At 58.9% G+C, this 18,013-nt stretch carries 10 protein-coding genes; 1 reads left to right on the top strand and 9 read right to left on the bottom strand.

Annotated features, from left to right (window positions below; all coding sequences use genetic code 11):
- The first annotated feature begins 17 nt into the window (after positions 1–17).
- Positions 18–10,871, top strand: coding sequence for a hypothetical protein (locus QCE83_RS34215; protein WP_309821246.1), 10,854 nt, complete (start codon positions 18–20; stop codon positions 10,869–10,871).
- A 79-nt stretch (positions 10,872–10,950) separates the two neighbouring features.
- Here the strand turns inward: QCE83_RS34215 and QCE83_RS34210 are convergent, their stop codons facing one another.
- From QCE83_RS34210 to QCE83_RS34170, 9 genes are all read right to left on the bottom strand, one after another.
- Positions 10,951–11,130: a hypothetical protein gene (locus QCE83_RS34210; protein ID WP_309821245.1), complete on the bottom strand. Its 180-nt coding sequence runs from the start codon at positions 11,128–11,130 to the stop codon at positions 10,951–10,953.
- On the bottom strand, positions 11,130–11,621 hold the full coding sequence (locus tag QCE83_RS34205; protein ID WP_309821244.1) for a hypothetical protein: 492 nt from the start codon (positions 11,619–11,621) through the stop codon (positions 11,130–11,132). Before QCE83_RS34205 ends, QCE83_RS34210 begins: the two co-directional genes overlap by 1 nt.
- A 3-nt stretch (positions 11,622–11,624) precedes the next feature.
- Positions 11,625–12,182, bottom strand: coding sequence for a hypothetical protein (locus QCE83_RS34200; RefSeq protein WP_309821243.1), 558 nt, complete (start codon positions 12,180–12,182; stop codon positions 11,625–11,627).
- Positions 12,183–12,188: 6 nt separating this feature from the next.
- Positions 12,189–12,965, bottom strand: coding sequence for a hypothetical protein (locus QCE83_RS34195; RefSeq protein ID WP_309821242.1), 777 nt, complete (start codon positions 12,963–12,965; stop codon positions 12,189–12,191).
- A 53-nt stretch (positions 12,966–13,018) separates the two neighbouring features.
- The gene (locus tag QCE83_RS34190) at positions 13,019–13,786 is read right to left on the bottom strand and encodes an AAA family ATPase (protein WP_309821241.1); all 768 of its coding nucleotides are present in this window, start codon (positions 13,784–13,786) and stop codon (positions 13,019–13,021) included.
- A gap of 64 nt (positions 13,787–13,850) precedes the next feature.
- Entirely contained in the window at positions 13,851–16,046 is a 2,196-nt protein-coding gene (locus QCE83_RS34185; protein ID WP_309821240.1) for a primase C-terminal domain-containing protein, read from the bottom strand.
- Positions 16,043–17,023: a hypothetical protein gene (locus QCE83_RS34180; RefSeq protein ID WP_309821239.1), complete on the bottom strand. Its 981-nt coding sequence runs from the start codon at positions 17,021–17,023 to the stop codon at positions 16,043–16,045. The genes QCE83_RS34185 and QCE83_RS34180 overlap by 4 nt, the downstream gene beginning before the upstream one ends.
- Positions 17,024–17,072: 49 nt before the next feature.
- Positions 17,073–17,621 carry a hypothetical protein gene (locus tag QCE83_RS34175; RefSeq protein WP_309821238.1) on the bottom strand — a complete coding sequence of 183 codons (549 nt, stop codon included), beginning with the start codon at positions 17,619–17,621 and terminating at the stop codon, positions 17,073–17,075.
- Entirely contained in the window at positions 17,618–17,989 is a 372-nt protein-coding gene (locus QCE83_RS34170) for a hypothetical protein (RefSeq protein WP_309821237.1), read from the bottom strand. Before QCE83_RS34170 ends, QCE83_RS34175 begins: the two co-directional genes overlap by 4 nt.
- Positions 17,990–18,013 lie beyond the last annotated feature (24 nt).

The raw sequence follows: 18,013 nt of genomic DNA, 5'->3' as shown, positions 1-18,013 counted from the left end.
CTAAAGAAGGAACTCTTATGCCCGGTGCACAAGAGGCGTTTGACTTGTACCTTGGAAAATCAGGGAATGGTCAAGCTCCGTTGAATCAGCCGAAAGTCACGCAGACCGTCGACAATCCCTTCTCTCCAGATGCACCTGACGTACCGGCACCTCCGGCAGTCAATCCCAAGCAGCAGACAGTTGCAGCAGTAGCCGACCAGAAGAAAGCAGATCTCGCGGTGACGGCTGATTCGAAGAAGGCAGGTGTGGCACAGACCAATGGCGTGCCTTCCTCGAATCAGGTGTACAGCACGATGCTCTCCCAGCAGACGGGTGTCGGCACACAGACGTTGCCAGATCAGATGTCGGCCGACCTGCAGAACCTGTCGCCATTCCAGCTCTCGCAGAAGTACGGCTCCGACATGGCCGACCAGCTTGTCGCTGCTCGACTGAATGCCCGTGGTTCGATCTCCGCTGATCAGAGCTCGATGCGCACGCCTGCACAGGTTGCAGGTGACTTCGCTTCCGGTGTCGGTCTCGGTGTGGCCAACTCGGTGGGCGGTGTTGCGGCTCTTGGCGCTGGCATCGTCAACAAGCGTGCGGGCACTGCCGCTGCAGCCGGGATCAAGGCACTCAATGACCTGGTGCAGGAGAACCTGCAGTCGGACGCGATGAACTCGCACCGTCGACTCAACGCAGCTGAGAACCAGCTCGGCTACCGTGACAACGAGGCACAGTCCGATGGCTCGTTCTTGAATGACGTGCGCCGTGTCGGCAAGGATGCACTGACTGCAGTGGGTAATGCTGTGACCGATCCGACTGTGGCCTCTGATGGTCTGGCACAGGGTATCGGCTCGCTGCTGACTGCCGGCCCGATCGGCAAGGGCATTTCACTCGGTGCAACTGCAGTAAGTCGTGCGGCTCTCGGTGGCACGCTCAAGGAAGCAGCCTTGGCGGGTGCCATGGGAGAAGGCAGCAGCATGGCTGCTCGCCTGATCGCCAGTGCAGCAGAGAACCCGACCTTGCTGAAGGCCGGTCAGTTCATCGGGCACGAAGGCGCAACCATGGCCGGCATTGGTGCTACGGAAGCCGGTGGTGCCTACCAGCAGAACGCCGCGGATGTGATGGACACGTCCTTCGCCGATCTGCACAAGAACAGCGACATGTTCAACCGTCTCGTCATGGGCGGCATGTCGGAAGAACAGGCTCGGCAGGAAGTGGCCAACTCCTCGGGTCTGCGTGCTGCCGCCATCCAGGCGCCGATCGCCACTGCCACTGGTGCACTGGTGTCGAAGTTCGAGGCGCATCCGCTCAAGATCCCGACCCTGCGTGAACTCGGCCAGAACATCCTGAAGGAGGGAGCCGAAGAAACGACCCAGTCCGCTACCGGCCAGCTCGCACAGAACATCGCCACCAAGCAAACGTCCAACAAGAATCAGGACCTGCTTGAAGGTGTCGGTGAACAGGCAGGCCTCGGTGGCCTGTACGGGATGGCAGCAGCCGGTGCGGTTTCTGGTCCTGGCTCGCTTGCAGCAGGCGCCGGCCGGGCTGTCACCGGTACGGGCAAGGCCATCACTGATGCGGCCGGCCGGCGTGCTGAGCGGATCCGCACGCAGAACGAAAACGACTCGCCTGTTTCGGATCAGAACGTCGCCGAGGCTGCGCAAGCAGCCGCAACACAAGCCACGCCGGAGAATGTCCAGGCAGCACAGGCTGCAGTGCATGCGGATGATTCGCTCTCCACCGAGCAGAAGGATCGCCTGAGCCAGTACGCACAGGATGCAGCCGACCTCACGCACTTCAGTCCGGAAGAAGTCGCACCGAGCTCGGCCGAGGTGCTGCGGCGTGCGGCAGACGGTCAGACGACCCGGATCGGATTCCTGCAGAACCTGGCCAACGAAGCACGCAATCCGAAGAACAGCCCGCAGGAACAGGCGCTCGCCATGCAGGTGCTGATGGGCCAGAAGGACGGGATCCGCAGCTTCCTCGTCGGCGACAAGGAAGGCTTCCGTGCGCTGGGTGAAGATCACCCCATGCGCCAGTTCATGCCGCAGCTCGGTGAGCTGATGGATTCGTTCGACCAGTCGCCGGCCGGCAAGGTGGCATCGAACCAGGAACGGGCAGACGAGATCGCCAAGAAGGTGGCCGAGACGCCGCTGACGGAAGAACACTTCGACACGCCGGAAGGTCAGCAACAGGTGCAGGCAGCCATTGCGGCCGCAACGATCAGCCCGCAGTATTCGAACCAGGCAAACAACGAGCTCATCATGAAGATGGCTCGAGCAGGGAAAGTGACGCTGGATGATCCGACGCAGGCAGCGCTGCGCTCGGCGATCGCCATTCAGAATGCCCAGAAGCGCTTCGTGAACAAGTCGAAGGCTCTGGGCCTGAACAGCGCTCCTGACCTAGTGAGTCAGCGGGTGCGGGCTAACGAGGGATCGCCGGAAGGCGGCGAGTCGGCGTTTGAGCATGCTCAGAAGATTCGGACGCTTTATGGTCGAGGAGATTTCGACGGTGCCGCAGGTGCCATGTCCGATTTTTCGAAATTCGTCCAGAGCCAACAGAATAAGGTTCGCGCGGTAAACACCCAGATTGCGACGCACGGTGGGGATGCGAACCTGCACAACGCGCTCCACTACGACTTCATCCCCCGTGACAAGTCCGAGTTCCGCCAGTCCGACAAGCCCTTTGGGGTCACGGTCCGGGGGAAGAATGCAGCCACTTCGATCAAGTTCGTCAAGCAGGTTGCTGCTGAGGCAGACGCACTGACCCGGCTCCACAATGCACTGGCTACGGCGTTTCCGAAGTTGAATGTTCAGCATTTGGGTGAGGTTTCCCTGGATCCGTTGCTGGCCAATGGCACACCTGCACAGGTGGCCAAGGAGTTTGCGAACGGTACTCGGGGGAGCAAAGTGCAGACCACCGAGCCGGTTAAAGAAGAAGCGGTCGCTTCCAAGTCTAGTAACGAAAAGCCGGCAGCTGAAGCTCCGAAACAACCCGTTACGTCTGAGAAGACTGAAACGAAGGATGCAGTAAAAGAAACCGCTGCGCCAGTTGAATCGGTAAACGAGACTCATAGTGAGGCTGAAAAGCCCGCAGCAGGCTCAGCTGATTTGCAGAAGGATGAACTGTCTGGTACAGCCGAGGCGACTAAGCCGGATGTCATCGATCCGCAGGACGAGCTCACCGATCTGATCAACCGTGCGGCAACCAGCGGGCTGAACAAGCAGGAGCAGGCACGTCTGGACGATCTGCAACAGCAGCTCCATCCGAAGCAGATCAACCCGATCCAGCCGACTGTCAGTGCTGATACGGATGAGCACAGCAGCAACACGGTGCGTGCTGCGTATCCGAACCTCATTGCCATGAGCTCGGGCAACCGTTTCGTCGATGGCTTCAAGTTCCCCAAGACCCAGAAGTCAAATCTGGAACGGGAAGCTCAGCCGCTGGACAAGGTCAGTTCCATCCTTGGTTCCGAGGAACGCTTCTCGCAAGCTGCCAAGGGCAAGCGGCTCGATGCCGAGATGCGCAAGAGCTACCGTGCGCTGCTGGGCAATGTCGAGGGCATGGTGAGCGCCTTCAATGATCATCTGACCACGTTCCTCAAGAATAAGGTCGAGGGCAACAAGGACGCACACAACGCCAACCGGTGGGTCAATGGCAAGCTAATGAACCTGGTCGAGCAGGATGCTCAGGGCCGCTACGTCTTCAACCAGGGACTGGTCGAGACAGCAGCACTCGCAGGCCTGCAGTGGATGCTTTCGCTCGACAGCACCAACAGTCACACGAGCCAGGAACAGGCAGCGGCCGCCATGGGTATCGACGAATTCGATCCCCGTGCAGAAGCCATTGCTGACCTGATGAATACGGGCACGCTTTACCGGGATGCGTTCCGCGGACTCTCGCAGAAGATCGCCGATTACTGGGGTGTCGTTCCTGCTGGCTCGATGGACACGTCCTATACCGAAGGCATTCCTTCGGCAATGGCGGCTGAGGTGCTGCGCACCATGGTAGAAGCCGGCATGCTGGAGCGTTCGGACACGGTGATGGGTGACAAGACGGTCACCATCTTCAAGCCGACTCAGACGCTCAAGGAGCGCGGTCTGGCTGAGATCCCGGATGCGATCGAACGGGTCGTGGCCACTCGTCCGGAGTTGAATCACTATCTCGGCGGTGAGTTGCCGGAGACGCCCAAGACGCAGCTGCGCAATCCGTCCGTACCGCTGACTGCCAAGCAGAAAGCGATGGTGGGCAACAACATCGATGTGGCGCACTACGCTGACACGCAGATGATCGACTTCTTCTCGAAGCTCGGTTCGATCGGCATGTCCGCAGTTTTCGCCAACGGCGCCTTCGATCCGAAGACGATGAATGTCAACGATCTGAAGACCAAGCGCGGCAAAGATCTGTCGATCACGCAGGCTTTCGATGTGGTCGAGCAAACGCACGCGGCCGTGCTTCAGCACGCGCAGGAGAGGGGCATTGATCCAGAGGAAGTGGAGATCCACTATCCGTATGACGTGATCCGTACCGGCCGTCTGCAGATGCGGGGCTCCTACAACCCGGTGGCATCGAAGGTGACTCGGCATGCCTTCCTGCCGACTCGCTCCGTGCTGGACTTCAGCAACGAGCGGCACACGCAAGCTTTCATGCTGGGTGTGGCTCAGGCGCTGGGAATCAAGGTGCACAACATGCCCTACGAGGACATGCTGCCGCAGCTGCACGAGCTGTTCGAGAAGAACGGTCAGCCGGGCCAGTACGCTGATGCCCTGAACGTGATGGAACGCTTCCTGACCCATCCCCAGCTGGCCGAGGAGGATATCTCCACCCTGGCTCGGTCGTTGAATGGTTCGGTGGCAGGAGCCTACGCCCTGAAGGAATACGCCCGGTATCTGAATGCTGATGATGCTGAGCGCAAGGCATTCAAGACGAGCCTGTACCTCGAAGCCGATGGCATGACCAACGGCGTGCTTATGGCCATGATGATGTTCGGCCGTGGCCCGATGAAGCCGGAGATCGTCAAGCACCTGGGCATGGGTGGTGTCTACTTCGGCGCCGATCCGATGGATGCCAGCGGCAAGCCCACGCTCACCTCTACCGTGCAGCGTGCGCTCAAGGCACAGGCTGACATGTACACGGCCACCGGCCAGGGACTGAACAAGCTCCTGACCGAGCGTCTGCAGAAGATGGATGGCATTCCCCGTGAGAATCTGGGCCATGTGCTCACGCTCATGAGCCAGCTGCTGGGCAACAAGGCAATCCAGTACGAGGGTGGTGACGATGTGAACGTGGGTCGGGATGCCTCGAAGAATCCGCTCATGCAGATGATGTATGCGGCCGGCACGACGAGTGTCTCAGCCGGTGTCGTAGACCAGATGCTCAAGAAGATCTACGCCCAATACAGCATCGCCATGCAGAACGGCTGGTCGAAGGACGAGCCGTATGGTCCGGACCAGAAGACCAAGAACGATGCACTGCGAGAGGGTCTCAAAGCACTGACGTCTACGGTCGTGTATCAGGATTCCCAGACGGGTGCATGGAAGGTCTCAGGTCAGGACATGAGTGGCAAGGCATCGAGTCGCAATCAGTCGCTGCAGAACCGCACCTTTACCAATGAAGAGAAGGAAGCACTGACGACCAACCTGCGCAATCTCTTCATGACCCCCATGCAAGAGGTGGTGAAGAACGTGGTGGGCTCGGAAGTCTTCACTGGCATGGACATGGTTCGCCGTGCAACCCAGTCTCAGTCCATCGTCTACCAGCATCTGTATGCACAGAAGGTGGCTGAAGCACTGGAAGTCAAGAAGAAGAGTCCGGACTACAAGGCCGGTGAGTTCCTCTCTCGTGACGAACTCAACGATATTGGCGACTCACTGCGCAATGTCGCAGCAGACATCAAGGCACCGGACCAGAACTTCATGTTCACGGGCAATGATCTGCTCAAGGGTGCCAACGGAAAGGATCTGCGTTCCTTTGCCTCGGCCATGGATGGAAAGTACGAAGCACCGACACTGCTCCGCGGTCCGGGCAATATCGGCGTGGCTGCTGTCGCTTCCCTGAACCAAGGGATGGGGGACGGCAAGATGATTCAGAATGCCTCCAACTTGCCTGGTGGCAATGATCGCGTGCTCAACATCTATGACGGCGTGCACCTGCCGCTGGACAACATCGATGCAGGATCGACGATCCTGAACCAGGCAGCGTTCGGTGCCATGATGGGCAATCCGCTGGCTGCGGTGCAGAAGTCGTTTGCCGGCTTCCTGAAGAGCATGCCGGCCATCGAAGCTGGTTCGCAGATGCACATTGATCTGCTGAAAGCCCTGCTCGATGAACAGGTGAACCAGGACAACCAGGCACAGATGGTCAAGGCATTCCCGCCTGAGAAGGTAGTGGATCTGCTGACCCAGCTGAACGATCGTCTCACCAATGAGTCGGCCGATGTCGATGCACGTCATCGTGCCATGCAGCGTGTGGCATTCTCGATCGACCAGATGGCTGCAGCCTCCTCGCCGTATCAGGCAGGCGGCACGGAGTCGATCGGCAACACCGATGCGGAGCAAGCTCAACGGATCTCCGAGCTGACGCAGGAAGAGTCGGCCAAGATGCGCCGTGACGCTGAACGTGACCAAGTCGCACCGGATGACGCGCAGGAAAATATCGAGAAGGATGTGCTCGATGTCGGCACCAAGCATGCATCGGGTGCAACGGTGCTCGGTCCACAGGCACTGACGAAACTGTCCTACCTGCTGGAAGGCACGGTCCCGGCCCATCAGCAACAGCTGATCAATGCGGCGATCTCTTCCCTGGCTCGGGATGGTTACAGCGTCATCCACGGTACCCGCTCGGAGCTCGCTGCCTACAATACCTCCCTCGGTGGTGATGCAGTCGACGGCGGCCAGATCAGCAACCCGGACAACCTGGGCTTCACCCGTACCGGCGCCAAGCAGATCTGGTTGATCTCGCCGTCCTCGGAGACGCTCGCACACGAGATGATCCACGCGGTCACCATGAAGGTGGTGCAGGATCACTACAACGGTGTGACGCATGAGCAGCAAGGTGTGCTGGACAAGACCATCGGCAACCTCGAAACGCTGATGCGCCAGTTCCTTTCCTTGGTTCAGGATGCGCAGAGCCTGCCGCAGGAGATGCAGGCCCGCTACGCTGACGCAGCTGCCGCAATCAATGGTCATCTCAATGACCCGGCGCTGGACGATGCCACTCGCCAGGCCATGGCATTGAACGAGTACATGGCATGGGGTCTGGCCAACCAGCAACTTGCCAAGTTGCAGGAACGAGTCGATGCTCACCCGCTGGTGAAGATGGCCGAGTCGGTGGTGAAGTTCATCCGCGATCTGGTCTACGGTGCACTCGGCAAGCAGGTGCCCAAGTCGCCGGGTCAAGACATGTTCAGCAACCTGATGTTCAACACCCAGGTGCTGATGGCAGTTCAACCCAACGTGCAGGCCATGACGCAGGACGTGACGGCCTACATGAGCCGGGTCTACGGTCAGGATGCACGCCTGCAAGACATCGCCGACTCATTCGAAGCTCAGGTGACCCAGTACGTGAACTCGGCTCGCAATGACCGGGAGCGTGCTGAACGTGCGCACGAAGCGCAGCACTCGGCCAACGATCTGGGCGGCGCCATGGCGGAAGACTTTGCCAGCGTATTCCCGATGACGCCGCAGGAGAAAAACGTGTTCTCGCAGGTGGTGGCTGGCTTGGCCACGGGCACCCAGTTCAACCCGAATGCGCTCGCACGCATGCAGGAACTCTGGAGCCAGGTAACCAAGCAGCTCACGCCGGAGATGTTCGAGGATCCGAATGAACCGGATGCCAACCGCCGCTACAACCCGGCCAAGGCTCAGTACGATGCAGTGATCGGCAACACGTTCCAGGACAGTGATATGCATGGTCGATCGACCCTGCTGCCCACGTTCGTGGCGCTCTCCATGACCAACGATCACTTCCGTGATGTGCTGAACAAGCTGGAGAAGACCAAGGGTGAACGCTCGGATGCCGAGTCCCGTGTCGATCGTGCGCTGGAGAATCTGGGCACGGACACGCTCGACAATCTGGGCCGCATGCTCTCGGGTGAAGCTCGAGGCCGCAATATGCTCGATGCGGTGGACAGCCTCAACCAGCGTCTGACCGATCTCGTGCAGGACAAGATGAGCTTCATCGAGCATGCCGAGAAGGGTGGCAATGGTCTGAATGAATACGTGGTGCAGCAAGCCAATGCCCTGTCTCAGGCTGCTGTGGACAAGACGGCCGCACTGCACGAGAAGTACGACAACACGCTCACCAAGTTGGTGGCCAAGACCACCAGCGTGCTCTCTGCAGTCATCAACGAGACGCAGGCCGGCATCGTGGCAGAAGGGCTGCTGACCGCGGTCAACAACGTGAAGGGTATGCGGCCGTTCACCGACATCCTGCACGACATGATCGGCCGGGTGGCGTCGAACGCCGAGGTCTACGACATGATCAAGACCGTGCGCTCGATGGTGCAGAAGATGCGCCAGCAGTTCCGCGAGGAAGTGCCCAAGGTGATCAACCGCCAGTTCACGCGTCAGCTGACCGATGCCGAGTGGGCAACCAATCACCGTGCGATGGCGAGGACCGATCTCGCTTCCCTGGTTCAAGGTCGCACGCAGGATGCAGCGCTCAACCTGATCCATGACGACGCTGCTCGAGCCAAGGAGACGAAGGCACTGGAATCCGCTATTGCTCAGATGGATGGTGGCAAGACGATCGTCAACGGCAAGGGTGTGAAGAACTCGGAGCTCATCATGCGCAAGTCTCAGGAGCTGGCTCGCTACATGATGACCGGCGAGACTTCGTCCAACCTGCTGCGCAATGCCAATGCGATCGCCAACCTGCTGGGTGAGCGTACCGATCCGAAGCGAGTGATCGCCAAGGATCTGGCCCGCACCATCGACCAGCTGGTGTCACTCTACGCACTGGAGCATCTGAGTGATGCCGAGAAGACTTCGATGAAGCACCTGATCGAAGCGCAGGGCAATGGCATGAAGTTCACGCTCGCATACCTGCAAGGCAACCGGGCTGACGAAGTAGCCAAGTCGCTGCAGTCGGAGCGGGCACTGTTCAACCACTTCAAGGGCTACGTGCCTGAAGTGCAGCAGGCCGGCACCTCGCTGATCGTGGCCGATGACGCTGAGTATGCGAAGCTGGTGGGCCAGAGCTACAAGCGTCTGGGTGACTACACCGGCTCCCGTGCTGAAGTGAACAAGGCCAAGCGGGGCTACTACTTCCTCTCCGTCTCGGGCAAGACGCCGTTCCAGCAGGGCATCGTGCAGAACGCTCGGCAAACGGCAGGGGGTGTGGACATCAGCTCAGGCTACTCGCAGAAGCTCACGGCCGGGCGCATCACCAATCCGGATGCGGTGCAGCGTGCAACTGCCATCATCCACTCAGGTGCGGAGAAGGGAGCCAAGGAACACCTGATGCCACTCTTCAACCAGCACGGTGAAGTGGTGGCCTACGAGCGTTCCCTGGATCAGAGCATTGTCGACGACAAGCTGCAGTTCAATCGTCAGCTCGATCAGATGCTGGGTGTCTGGCGTGGCCGGCAGATGGAAGAAGAGCTCGCACGCGAGTACAACTCCCAGCTGGTCCAGAAGACGAAGGACATGTACGAGTCTGACTTGGCAGCGTCGAAGACCAACGCCAGCCGGTATGTGAACGTGTTCGACAAGGCAGAACTGGCGAAGGATCCGGTGCTGGCCGATGCAGTCAAGCTGATCACGCCACAGACCAAGCGTGAGATCGAGACGGCATTCGGCAAGGATGAGTTCTGGGTGCGTCGAGACATGCTCAACGATGTGCTGGGTTACCGCTCGGCTTCGGTGGGTGATGCCTGGACGGGTAACTCCCGCTGGAGCAAGAGCACGCAGAACGCGATGAAGGACATCGCTATGAGCGTGTTCGGCAACAAGGCATACCAGTACATGGTCAATGCCGAGCGCAAGTTCCAGAATCTGGTGAGTGACGCCAAGACCTTGATCGTGGTCAAGTCCGTGGTGGTACCGATCCAGAACATCGTGGCCAATGGCTACCAGCTGATCAGCCGCGGTGTGCCGCTGCGCTCGATCGTGGGCGGCATGCCCAAGAAGATGCAGGAAGTCCAGCTCTTCACCAAGTCGGAAGTGCGCCGTATTGCAGCCGATGCCGAGCTGCGTGCAGCACAAGGTCGCAAGGACCGCTCTGCCATCATCAAACTCGAAGCCGAGATCCAGTCGATCACCGATTCGCACAAGCGTCTCTCGATCTGGCCGCTGATCGAAGCAGGGGAGTTCTCCGCGGTGTCCGATGGTCAGGCCACGGCTGAGGAAGTCGAGCTCACCTCCGGTCACCTGAACCAGTACATGGAGAAGAAGGTCAACCAGCTCCCACCTGGGATCCGGACGGCCGGCCGCTATGCACTGATCACCAAGGACACGGCGCTCTTTAAGGGCATGCAGACAGCGGTGGAGTACGGGGACTTTCTGGCTAAGGCTGTGCTGTACGATCATCTGATCAAACAGGGCCAGTCGAAAGCCGAGGCACTGGGCCACATCACGGAAGAGTTCGTGAACTACGATCGTCTGCCGGGTCGCTTCCGTGGCTACATGGAATCGATGGGCATGCTTTGGTTCTATAACTACAAGGTGCGTATGGCCAAGGTGGCACTCGCCACGATCCGCAACAACCCGGTGCATGCACTGCTCGCCTCGGTCATTCCCACGCCGGCATTGCTGGGCAATGTGGGCCTGCCGATGGCGGACAACATCTTCACCCAGGCGGTGGATGGTGGGCTCATGCACGGGGTGGGATTCGGCTCCCTGGTTCGTGCTCCGCAGATGAACCCGTGGGCTCACTTGCTGAGTCACTAAAAAGAAAAGCCCCACCGCTCTCTCAGGACGGTGGGGCTTTTCGGTGCTGCTACCTCTCTCGCTTTCTCAGGGCGAACTGCTATCTTACTGCAGGTGGGCGAGGATCGTCTGGTGGATCTTCCTCTCCCTGGCTCACGAGCACGTAACCCACGGCCACGATGACGATGCCCAAAGCGATGTAGGGCGCTGCTGCGATGATGGCAACTGTGAGACCTACCACAATCGCCACCACGAGGATGACGACTGCAAGCAGGTTCATCAGGCTGCGTTCGACACGCGGTTCAGGTTCTTGAACAGGCTGCGTGCGGCCGGCTTCTCTTGCTGACCGAGTTCGCCTTCGCCCGTTGCTGCCTGCTGCGGCTCATCCCCAGCATTCTGGGCAGTCCCAGCCTCCGCCGCAGCTGCACCACCGGTCGATGCGTCCGACGCCGGGGACGTGGCCGGGGATTGTTCGTTTCCCTGGTTCAAGTCCTCCGCCTGAGCCTTCGGGTCCGGATCACCTTTCGGAGCCGGGTCTTCCTTCTTGGTCGACTCGGTGGCCGGTGCGGTGGTGGGCTTCGTGCTCGACGTACCGCTCGGGGGCGTGGGCTTGCCTGCCGGCGTGATGTCGATGTCGGCCGTGAAGCCGGCATCACCACGGGTCGAGCGCAGATCGATCTCGATCTTCATGCCTTCCTTGATCGAGATCTGCTCGCCGATGTAGTTGCGGATTGCTTCTTCGATTTCTGCCTGGACGATTTGGATTTTCATTTGCTACACCTTTGCGAAAAGTCGCATGAGATTCTGGAACATGGGCGTCTGTACGCCTGCATGAATGGCGCCGATGGCGTCCGCTACGTGTTCTGCCTTGGTGGCTGATATTGCGCCGTTGTGATACGGCCAGTTGGCATCGGGATACAGAGCCAAGCCCGCGTCAATCATCTGGTTCTTGGTCGCGTCTTTCTTACCGGAGAATGCCTTCTTCACTTCAAGTGCCGTGACTTCGATCAGGGGGATCCCCTCGGCCATCACCGCACCCAGCACACCAACACAAAAACCGTAGGACGCCATCGCACGCGCTGACTGGGATCCAACGGGAACTTCGACGAAGATCACCTTCGCTTTACGGGCAACCGGGAGCACTACCTCCGCCAGTTGCCGGGTGAGGTAGAGATCGCTGGAGTTCTGGCGAACCTGCTTGCCTTCCATGTCCTTGGGACAAACCACGGAGAGGAAGGGTGTAGAAAGCTCGCCAGAATCCAGATCCAGAACTGCCTGGGCGATCCCCCAATTACGCATTGCGGGATCGAACCCGACGACCGGGATCTTCATGCTGTTTTACTTCTTGCCGAACAGCGACTTCTTCGGTGCAGCCGAGGCACCAGCGGCCGGCGCTGCGCTTGCAGCACGAGCTGCTTGCGGAGCACCAGCTGCGCCGCCCTGGCCGTCCTTGATCTTGCGACGATCCTGGGTCTTGCCCTTGTTCAGGACGAGCCAGGCATCCCAGAACACCGGTTCCGGATTGTCGCCACCAGCCTTGGCTTCGACGATCGTGAGTTTGAGCTCGGGGTGGAAGACCTTGTCGGTGCCATTCTCTTCGCGCTCTTCAGCAGTCGGCACGTAGTTTCCGCTCTCGTCCTTCGCGTTCTTGTTGACGCGGCGACGGATGATTCCCAGTGCCACTTCCTGGCCGAGGGTTTCGACCAGCATCGGCACGTTCTTGTTGACCTGCTTGCCGTCTTCCCAGACCTGGACGACCTTGTCTTCCGTCTCCTGCTCGGAGAGCGGCTTGCCGGTGGTGATCTGGCAGATGTCGTCGACGATGGTGAAGCCCATCATCGGCGATTTCTTGCCCGTTTCGTTGCCTTGCTTGTCCTTGGCCATGAAAAAGTTCTGGCCTTTCTTGTTCGTGATCCAGAAAGTTTCACGATATTCCTTGCCGCCGTTATCACCGATCAGAGTGACCGAACGGGCGCCGCCGTCCGACTGACCAGCGTACATGGCCTTGATCTTCATCACGTAGATGTCGGTGTCGAGGGGGCCGAATCCGCCACCCAGGCGATCGGTTGCTTCTTCCAGACCGTCCGTGCTGAGGTTTCCGAACAGAGTGCTCATAGTGTGTCGTGTGTCTTCAAAAAAGAGGTTTCGTTTAAACGGGTGCTGACCGATCAGATATCGTAGAACTCGTTCAGGTGGTCCAACAGCTTCTGCGCATCATTGTCGATGTACGTCTGCTCCTTCGGAAACATGCCCATCGGCGAGCGAATCCGCATGCCGGTGGTCTGCTTCGTCGGGCGGGTCTGGAAGACGTGCTTGTAGCCCAGTTCCCGTTCCTCCTCGGTGATGTCGAGGAGTTTGTTGCCGAACTTCTCCAGCTCCTTGAGCGGGATCTTGCGTGCGGCAACCACGGTCGAGAAGTAGGCTTCCAGACCGTTGTTCTTGAGCGAACCCTTCACGGGCACGCTGATCTTCATCGACTGGCTCGCCTCGTCGTACACGTCCAGCAAGTGCGCGATGATGATGACGGGCTTGCCGAAGAGGGTGACCTTCTGCTGCATGAGGGTCTTGAAGTATTGCGCGAATGCTCCCCATGCGGCCTGGCCATTGGCGGCGCCGGCGATATATAGCGACTCGAACATGTCCAGCAGGAAGGTGACCGAATCGATGATGATTCCGTCCACGTCATCCTTGTTAGCCGTGCACTCGTCGAAGTAGCTGAACACCTCATACGGATCGGTGATCCGCACGTTCATGAACTTGTTGCGAAACGGCAGACGCTTGCCGGCCTCACAGTTCAGATACACCCATCGTTCCTGGTTCAGGATGTTGCGCAGCGATGCGCTCTTACCCTCACCGGAGTAGCCAGCGATCATGATCAGCTGGTCATTGGGTTCACCGAGCTGCTCGACTTCATCTGCTGTTGCTGCTTCACTCATTGTTTTCTCCCGTCGTCCAATCCCAGTCCTTGAGCCAAGGAAAGGGATCAGACGTTTGTGGTTTTCAGCTCTTGGTCGAATAACGCTTGGATACCGACACCAGAATGGTTTGGCGGATCTCGTCCTCGGTCAGGCCATTGGAGAGCTTTCCGTTGAAAGCAATCACAGCCTGTTGCACTTCGTAGAGACCCATGCCCGAATCCACCAATGCCATGGCGTACTTGAGCAGGTTGTTGTTCCGGTTGCCGGAGGCCATACGTTGAGCGAACCAACGCTCCAGGTTGTCCATCGATGCGATCTTCTGCATCTCGGCCGTGTGCTGTTCGTTCTTCGCCGTTTTCGGGATGAACGGCAGCACGTCGAGGATCTCGCCGTCGAGGTTGTAGTGATACGCACCCTTGGGGTTGGTCTCCCACTTCTTGCTTCTCTGGTTCGCCGCTTCATCGGTCGGGAACGGGAGCCACTGCATGATGTTGTTCATCAGCTCCTTGTACTCGTCCGAGGAAAGCTCCAGGTGATAGTTGATCGGCAGGATCAGACGGAAGCGATCGAACGCCACCATCTGGCCATCCTTCTCCACCGGCACCTGATGACGCTTGGTGGTGTAGGTCATGAACTTGTAGTCCTTCATCAGTTCATGCACCACGTCCAGCGACACGCCACCGTCGATGTCGAGCACTAGCAGATTGAAGCCCGGCACCACGTTCTCTTCGGCCCGGTGACGGTTCTTGAAGTGGTGGTTGGCCCAGTGCATCGGACCGCCCTTGCCGTCATCGGCGAGCATCAGGTTATGCAGCTCGCTGAAGGGTTGCTGCTCGCCCTGGTACTCGTAGGCCCAGTTGTCTGAGTAGGAGAAGCTCATCTCGTCGATGTTCGTCTCCTGCAAAGTCTCACCCTTGTAGAGCTCGATGCCATCGGCGAAGCTCTTCTTGATGATGATGTGATGCTTGTAGCCATAGGCAATGGCCAGCGTCATCATCTCGTTGCGAGCAGCCTGGCCGGTCTTGTAGTAGGGCAGGTTCTCGTTCAGATCCGCGTGCGTGACTTCCTTGCCGCAAGTGGCGATGTACTTCGCCAGCTTCACGTAATTCTTCTCACGATTGAGGATCTTCTCGAATGCCTTGCCGCACTCCTCGACCAGGAGAATGGCCGAGAGCAGATGGTCCATCTCGATCTCGGGACTCTCGTCGACGAAGGCGAGGGCGCCGGCCAGCTTGAGCGCTTTCCAGTAGCGGTGACCGAGCTCCGCTTTCTTGACCTCTTCATGCTCGGGCATGAGTTCGGCCGCGGCTTCGCAGGCGATCTTGTACTGGATCAGCTTGATGCCGACCGGCTCCTCGACCATCATCTTCCAGCCGTACATGCCGGGATCAGCGAGCTTCTCGAAGTGAGCTGCCCACTTCTTGACGTTGGCATCGTTGGACGGCGCCGTGAGCTTCTTGTAGATCTCCTCGGGCGTCATCGAATGGCCAGCTTTGCGTTCCTGGTTCCCCCAGCCAAACAGGCAGCGCCGGGCATAGCCCGTCTCGAGGAACGAGTAGAACTGGTCCTCGGTGGTGGATCCGTCCAGCAGCTTGGAGGGCGTACCGAACAGCAGCATGTTGGTGGGCGTCTTGCCGTTGACCTCTTCACCACGGGTGTTTTCCGCGGTGTTCTTGGTCAGCTTCTGCTTGACCAGCCCCTGGTCGTAAAGCTCCAGGAACAGGGTGAGCACGTCCACTGAGCCGATCAGGTTGGACCCGATCTCGTCGATCTGCAGGTTGATGGCCCCGCACTTGGCGAGGATCATCTTGTTGCGCAGCTGCTTGATCGCCGGCGGCGTGCCGCTGTCGAAGGTGAAGACGTAGGTGCCGCAGCGCTTGTACTCGGCCTGCACGGCTTCGAACTCGTCGTTCGCATCCGAGCTGTTGCGCAGAGCACGCGCATTGGCCTGCTCCCACAGATGCTTCTCGGCGATGACCTGGAAGGTCTCTTCCGTGAAGCGCTGATGGAAGCCGGCCATGAACTCGTTCTCGACGACATTGACCGAGTGGCCTTTGCCGAAGCCCGAGGTGGCGAGAGCCAGTGCGTAGATGTTCACCGGAATCTCACCACGGTCCTTGGTGATGATCGTGGCACGCATGCTTGCGGCCATCTTGCCCAGGAAGTAGGCGACTTCAGTGCGGAAGAATCCGCGATCGGTGTTCTGCGTCTTGTTGCAGAGCACGTCCGTGAGCTCTTCGATCACGGGATGGTGAGTGACTCCGGTGAGATCAATCATGGTGTGGTGATGTACCTGTCTTTTTGTGTGCACGCATCGTAGGCGTCACAGTAGCCACAGCGTTTCACTTCGCCGGGGACGGTGATGACGATGCCCTTGCCACCTTTCTCAGCCTTCCAGTACTGGTTCGCTTCGAGCAACGTGTCGAAGTTCTTGGTCGACTTTCCAGCGGTCTTGGTGGGGTCGCTGTAATACTTGAACTTGGGGTCCGAGCGCCACAGCTCTTCATCCGTGCACTCCGGAATCTGGTTCTCTGGCATGCCCCAGTACTTCTGGACCTGCGTGAGCTTCCAGATGACCCAGGCTTCCGTCTCTTCGACGCTCAGCAGGGGCACGTCCTTGTGCATGACGCGATGCTGCGGATAGTTCGGATTCGTCTTGGCCTGCATCTTCTGCCAGTCGGTGAAGATGAAGTTGATCCGGATCGTGTCCTCGGTGATCTTCTCGGGATTGAGCCAGCGATACAGGGAGCCCTGCAGACGATAGTCCTCGTCCTTGCCGCCGTAGACCCAGGTGTAGGCAGTCGTGGACTTGTTATCCATCACCTGGCCTTCCATCACCATGTCGAACTTGCCGCCGATGGTGTAGGTACGGCCATTGACCGTAACCTTACGTTTGGCACGCTGCTCGATGTAGATCGGGATCGTCCCTTCTTCCGGTGTCTCCGGATTGATCCGAACGTGGTCGATGATGTCATCGGTGTAACCGAGCATCTGCAGACCCTTGCGATAGCCCTTGGTCCATGCCTTCTCGATCGAGTCGTGCAGGGACTTGCCGAGTGCCGAAGCGATGAAGTCCGTCACGTCCGGTGTTTCACGTTGGGCATCCGGAATCCGGTGCGGCAGTACCAGGTGACGAAGCGGGCGCATCAGCTTGGTGACGCTGATGTAATCCGGATCGTTCTGGTAGTCATACTCGTCATGCAGCAGCCAGACGGCCAGCGGCAGCGAGACATCACTGTTGTTGGATACTCTCATGAGGAGTGCTCACTGTTTAATGGGGAAGAGGCAGGAACCAAGGAAAAGATCAGTCCTGTGCTGCCCGATATTTGCAGATGTCTGTCAAATGGCCACGCACTTTCCAGTCGAACTTGTCTGCTCGATCGATGCGACACTCCCCACTCTGAAGTTGCACCTCCACCTTCAAGTTATCACTGACTGTGGGTTTGCCATCGGTCGTTCCTCCCCAGTGCGTCCAGCGATGACCATTGAGAATCACCTCACGGGTGATCTGCTCGGTGAGGGAGGAAGCAGGTTGGGCCATCAAGGGAATGATGGCGTCATCCGGCATCGACTGTGCACGCTGTGCCTTGCGAAGGATCCGGCCGGCATAGTGGACCAGTTTCTGCGCCGCACGCAGCGGGGTGTTGCCGACCTTGCCCTTGCCGTGAGTGCGTTCGTTCGCCGTGCGCCAGATCTCCTTGAAGATGTTGGCCTCGTCGAAAGTCATGCCAAGGACATCGATGATGTCCTCGCACTCAGCGATGTAGGGCGGCTGCTCCTCACGCTGAGGAGACTCGATGCGGGCCAGGTAGTAGTTCACCCGGCCACCAGAGGATTCCTTTCCCTGGCTCATTGCAGCGTGTCCGCGGCCATCTGTTGGCGCACCAGCTCCAGACCCTTCTTCGGCTCTGGACGGTGGTGGAACTCGTCCGGCGTCATGAAGCCGAGCAGGAACACGTTCGAGATGAGCACGTCCAGCACGGCGAGCTTGAGAAATTCTTCGTCGCCGATCTTCTGCTTGAGCGCCATTTGAGCGGTGTTCTGGATGACAGCCAGTTGTTGGATGCCGATCTGATCGACGGTGTGCGTGACCAGGCAATTGACACGGGTGAACGTGGGCTGACCCATGGGCTGCTTCGTCTTCTCGTCGAGCACGACGAAGGTGATCTCGGCCGCTGCCATGTAATGGAACAGCTTGCCGTTCTGAGTGGTTGCTTTCATGTGGTCCTCAAAAGGAGAGAAAGG

It is taken from the genome of Caballeronia sp. LZ034LL, from assembly GCF_031451215.1.
GTDB lineage: Bacteria > Pseudomonadota > Gammaproteobacteria > Burkholderiales > Burkholderiaceae > Caballeronia.
Note: the sequence above shows the minus strand (reverse complement) of the source record. Positions and strands in the feature narration are given on the sequence as shown.

Excerpts from the sequence above, each read along its gene's own strand:
- QCE83_RS34215 (WP_309821246.1), top strand. The coding sequence starts at position 18 with ATGCCCGGTGCACAAGAGGCGTTTGACTTGTACCTTGGAAAATCAGGG.
- QCE83_RS34210 (WP_309821245.1), bottom strand. The coding sequence starts at position 11,130 with ATGAACCTGCTTGCAGTCGTCATCCTCGTGGTGGCGATTGTGGTAGGT.
- QCE83_RS34205 (WP_309821244.1), bottom strand. The coding sequence starts at position 11,621 with ATGAAAATCCAAATCGTCCAGGCAGAAATCGAAGAAGCAATCCGCAAC.
- QCE83_RS34200 (WP_309821243.1), bottom strand. The coding sequence starts at position 12,182 with ATGAAGATCCCGGTCGTCGGGTTCGATCCCGCAATGCGTAATTGGGGG.
- QCE83_RS34195 (WP_309821242.1), bottom strand. The coding sequence starts at position 12,965 with ATGAGCACTCTGTTCGGAAACCTCAGCACGGACGGTCTGGAAGAAGCA.
- QCE83_RS34190 (WP_309821241.1), bottom strand. The coding sequence starts at position 13,786 with ATGAGTGAAGCAGCAACAGCAGATGAAGTCGAGCAGCTCGGTGAACCC.
- QCE83_RS34185 (WP_309821240.1), bottom strand. The coding sequence starts at position 16,046 with ATGATTGATCTCACCGGAGTCACTCACCATCCCGTGATCGAAGAGCTC.
- QCE83_RS34180 (WP_309821239.1), bottom strand. The coding sequence starts at position 17,023 with ATGAGAGTATCCAACAACAGTGATGTCTCGCTGCCGCTGGCCGTCTGG.
- QCE83_RS34175 (WP_309821238.1), bottom strand. The coding sequence starts at position 17,621 with ATGAGCCAGGGAAAGGAATCCTCTGGTGGCCGGGTGAACTACTACCTG.
- QCE83_RS34170 (WP_309821237.1), bottom strand. The coding sequence starts at position 17,989 with ATGAAAGCAACCACTCAGAACGGCAAGCTGTTCCATTACATGGCAGCG.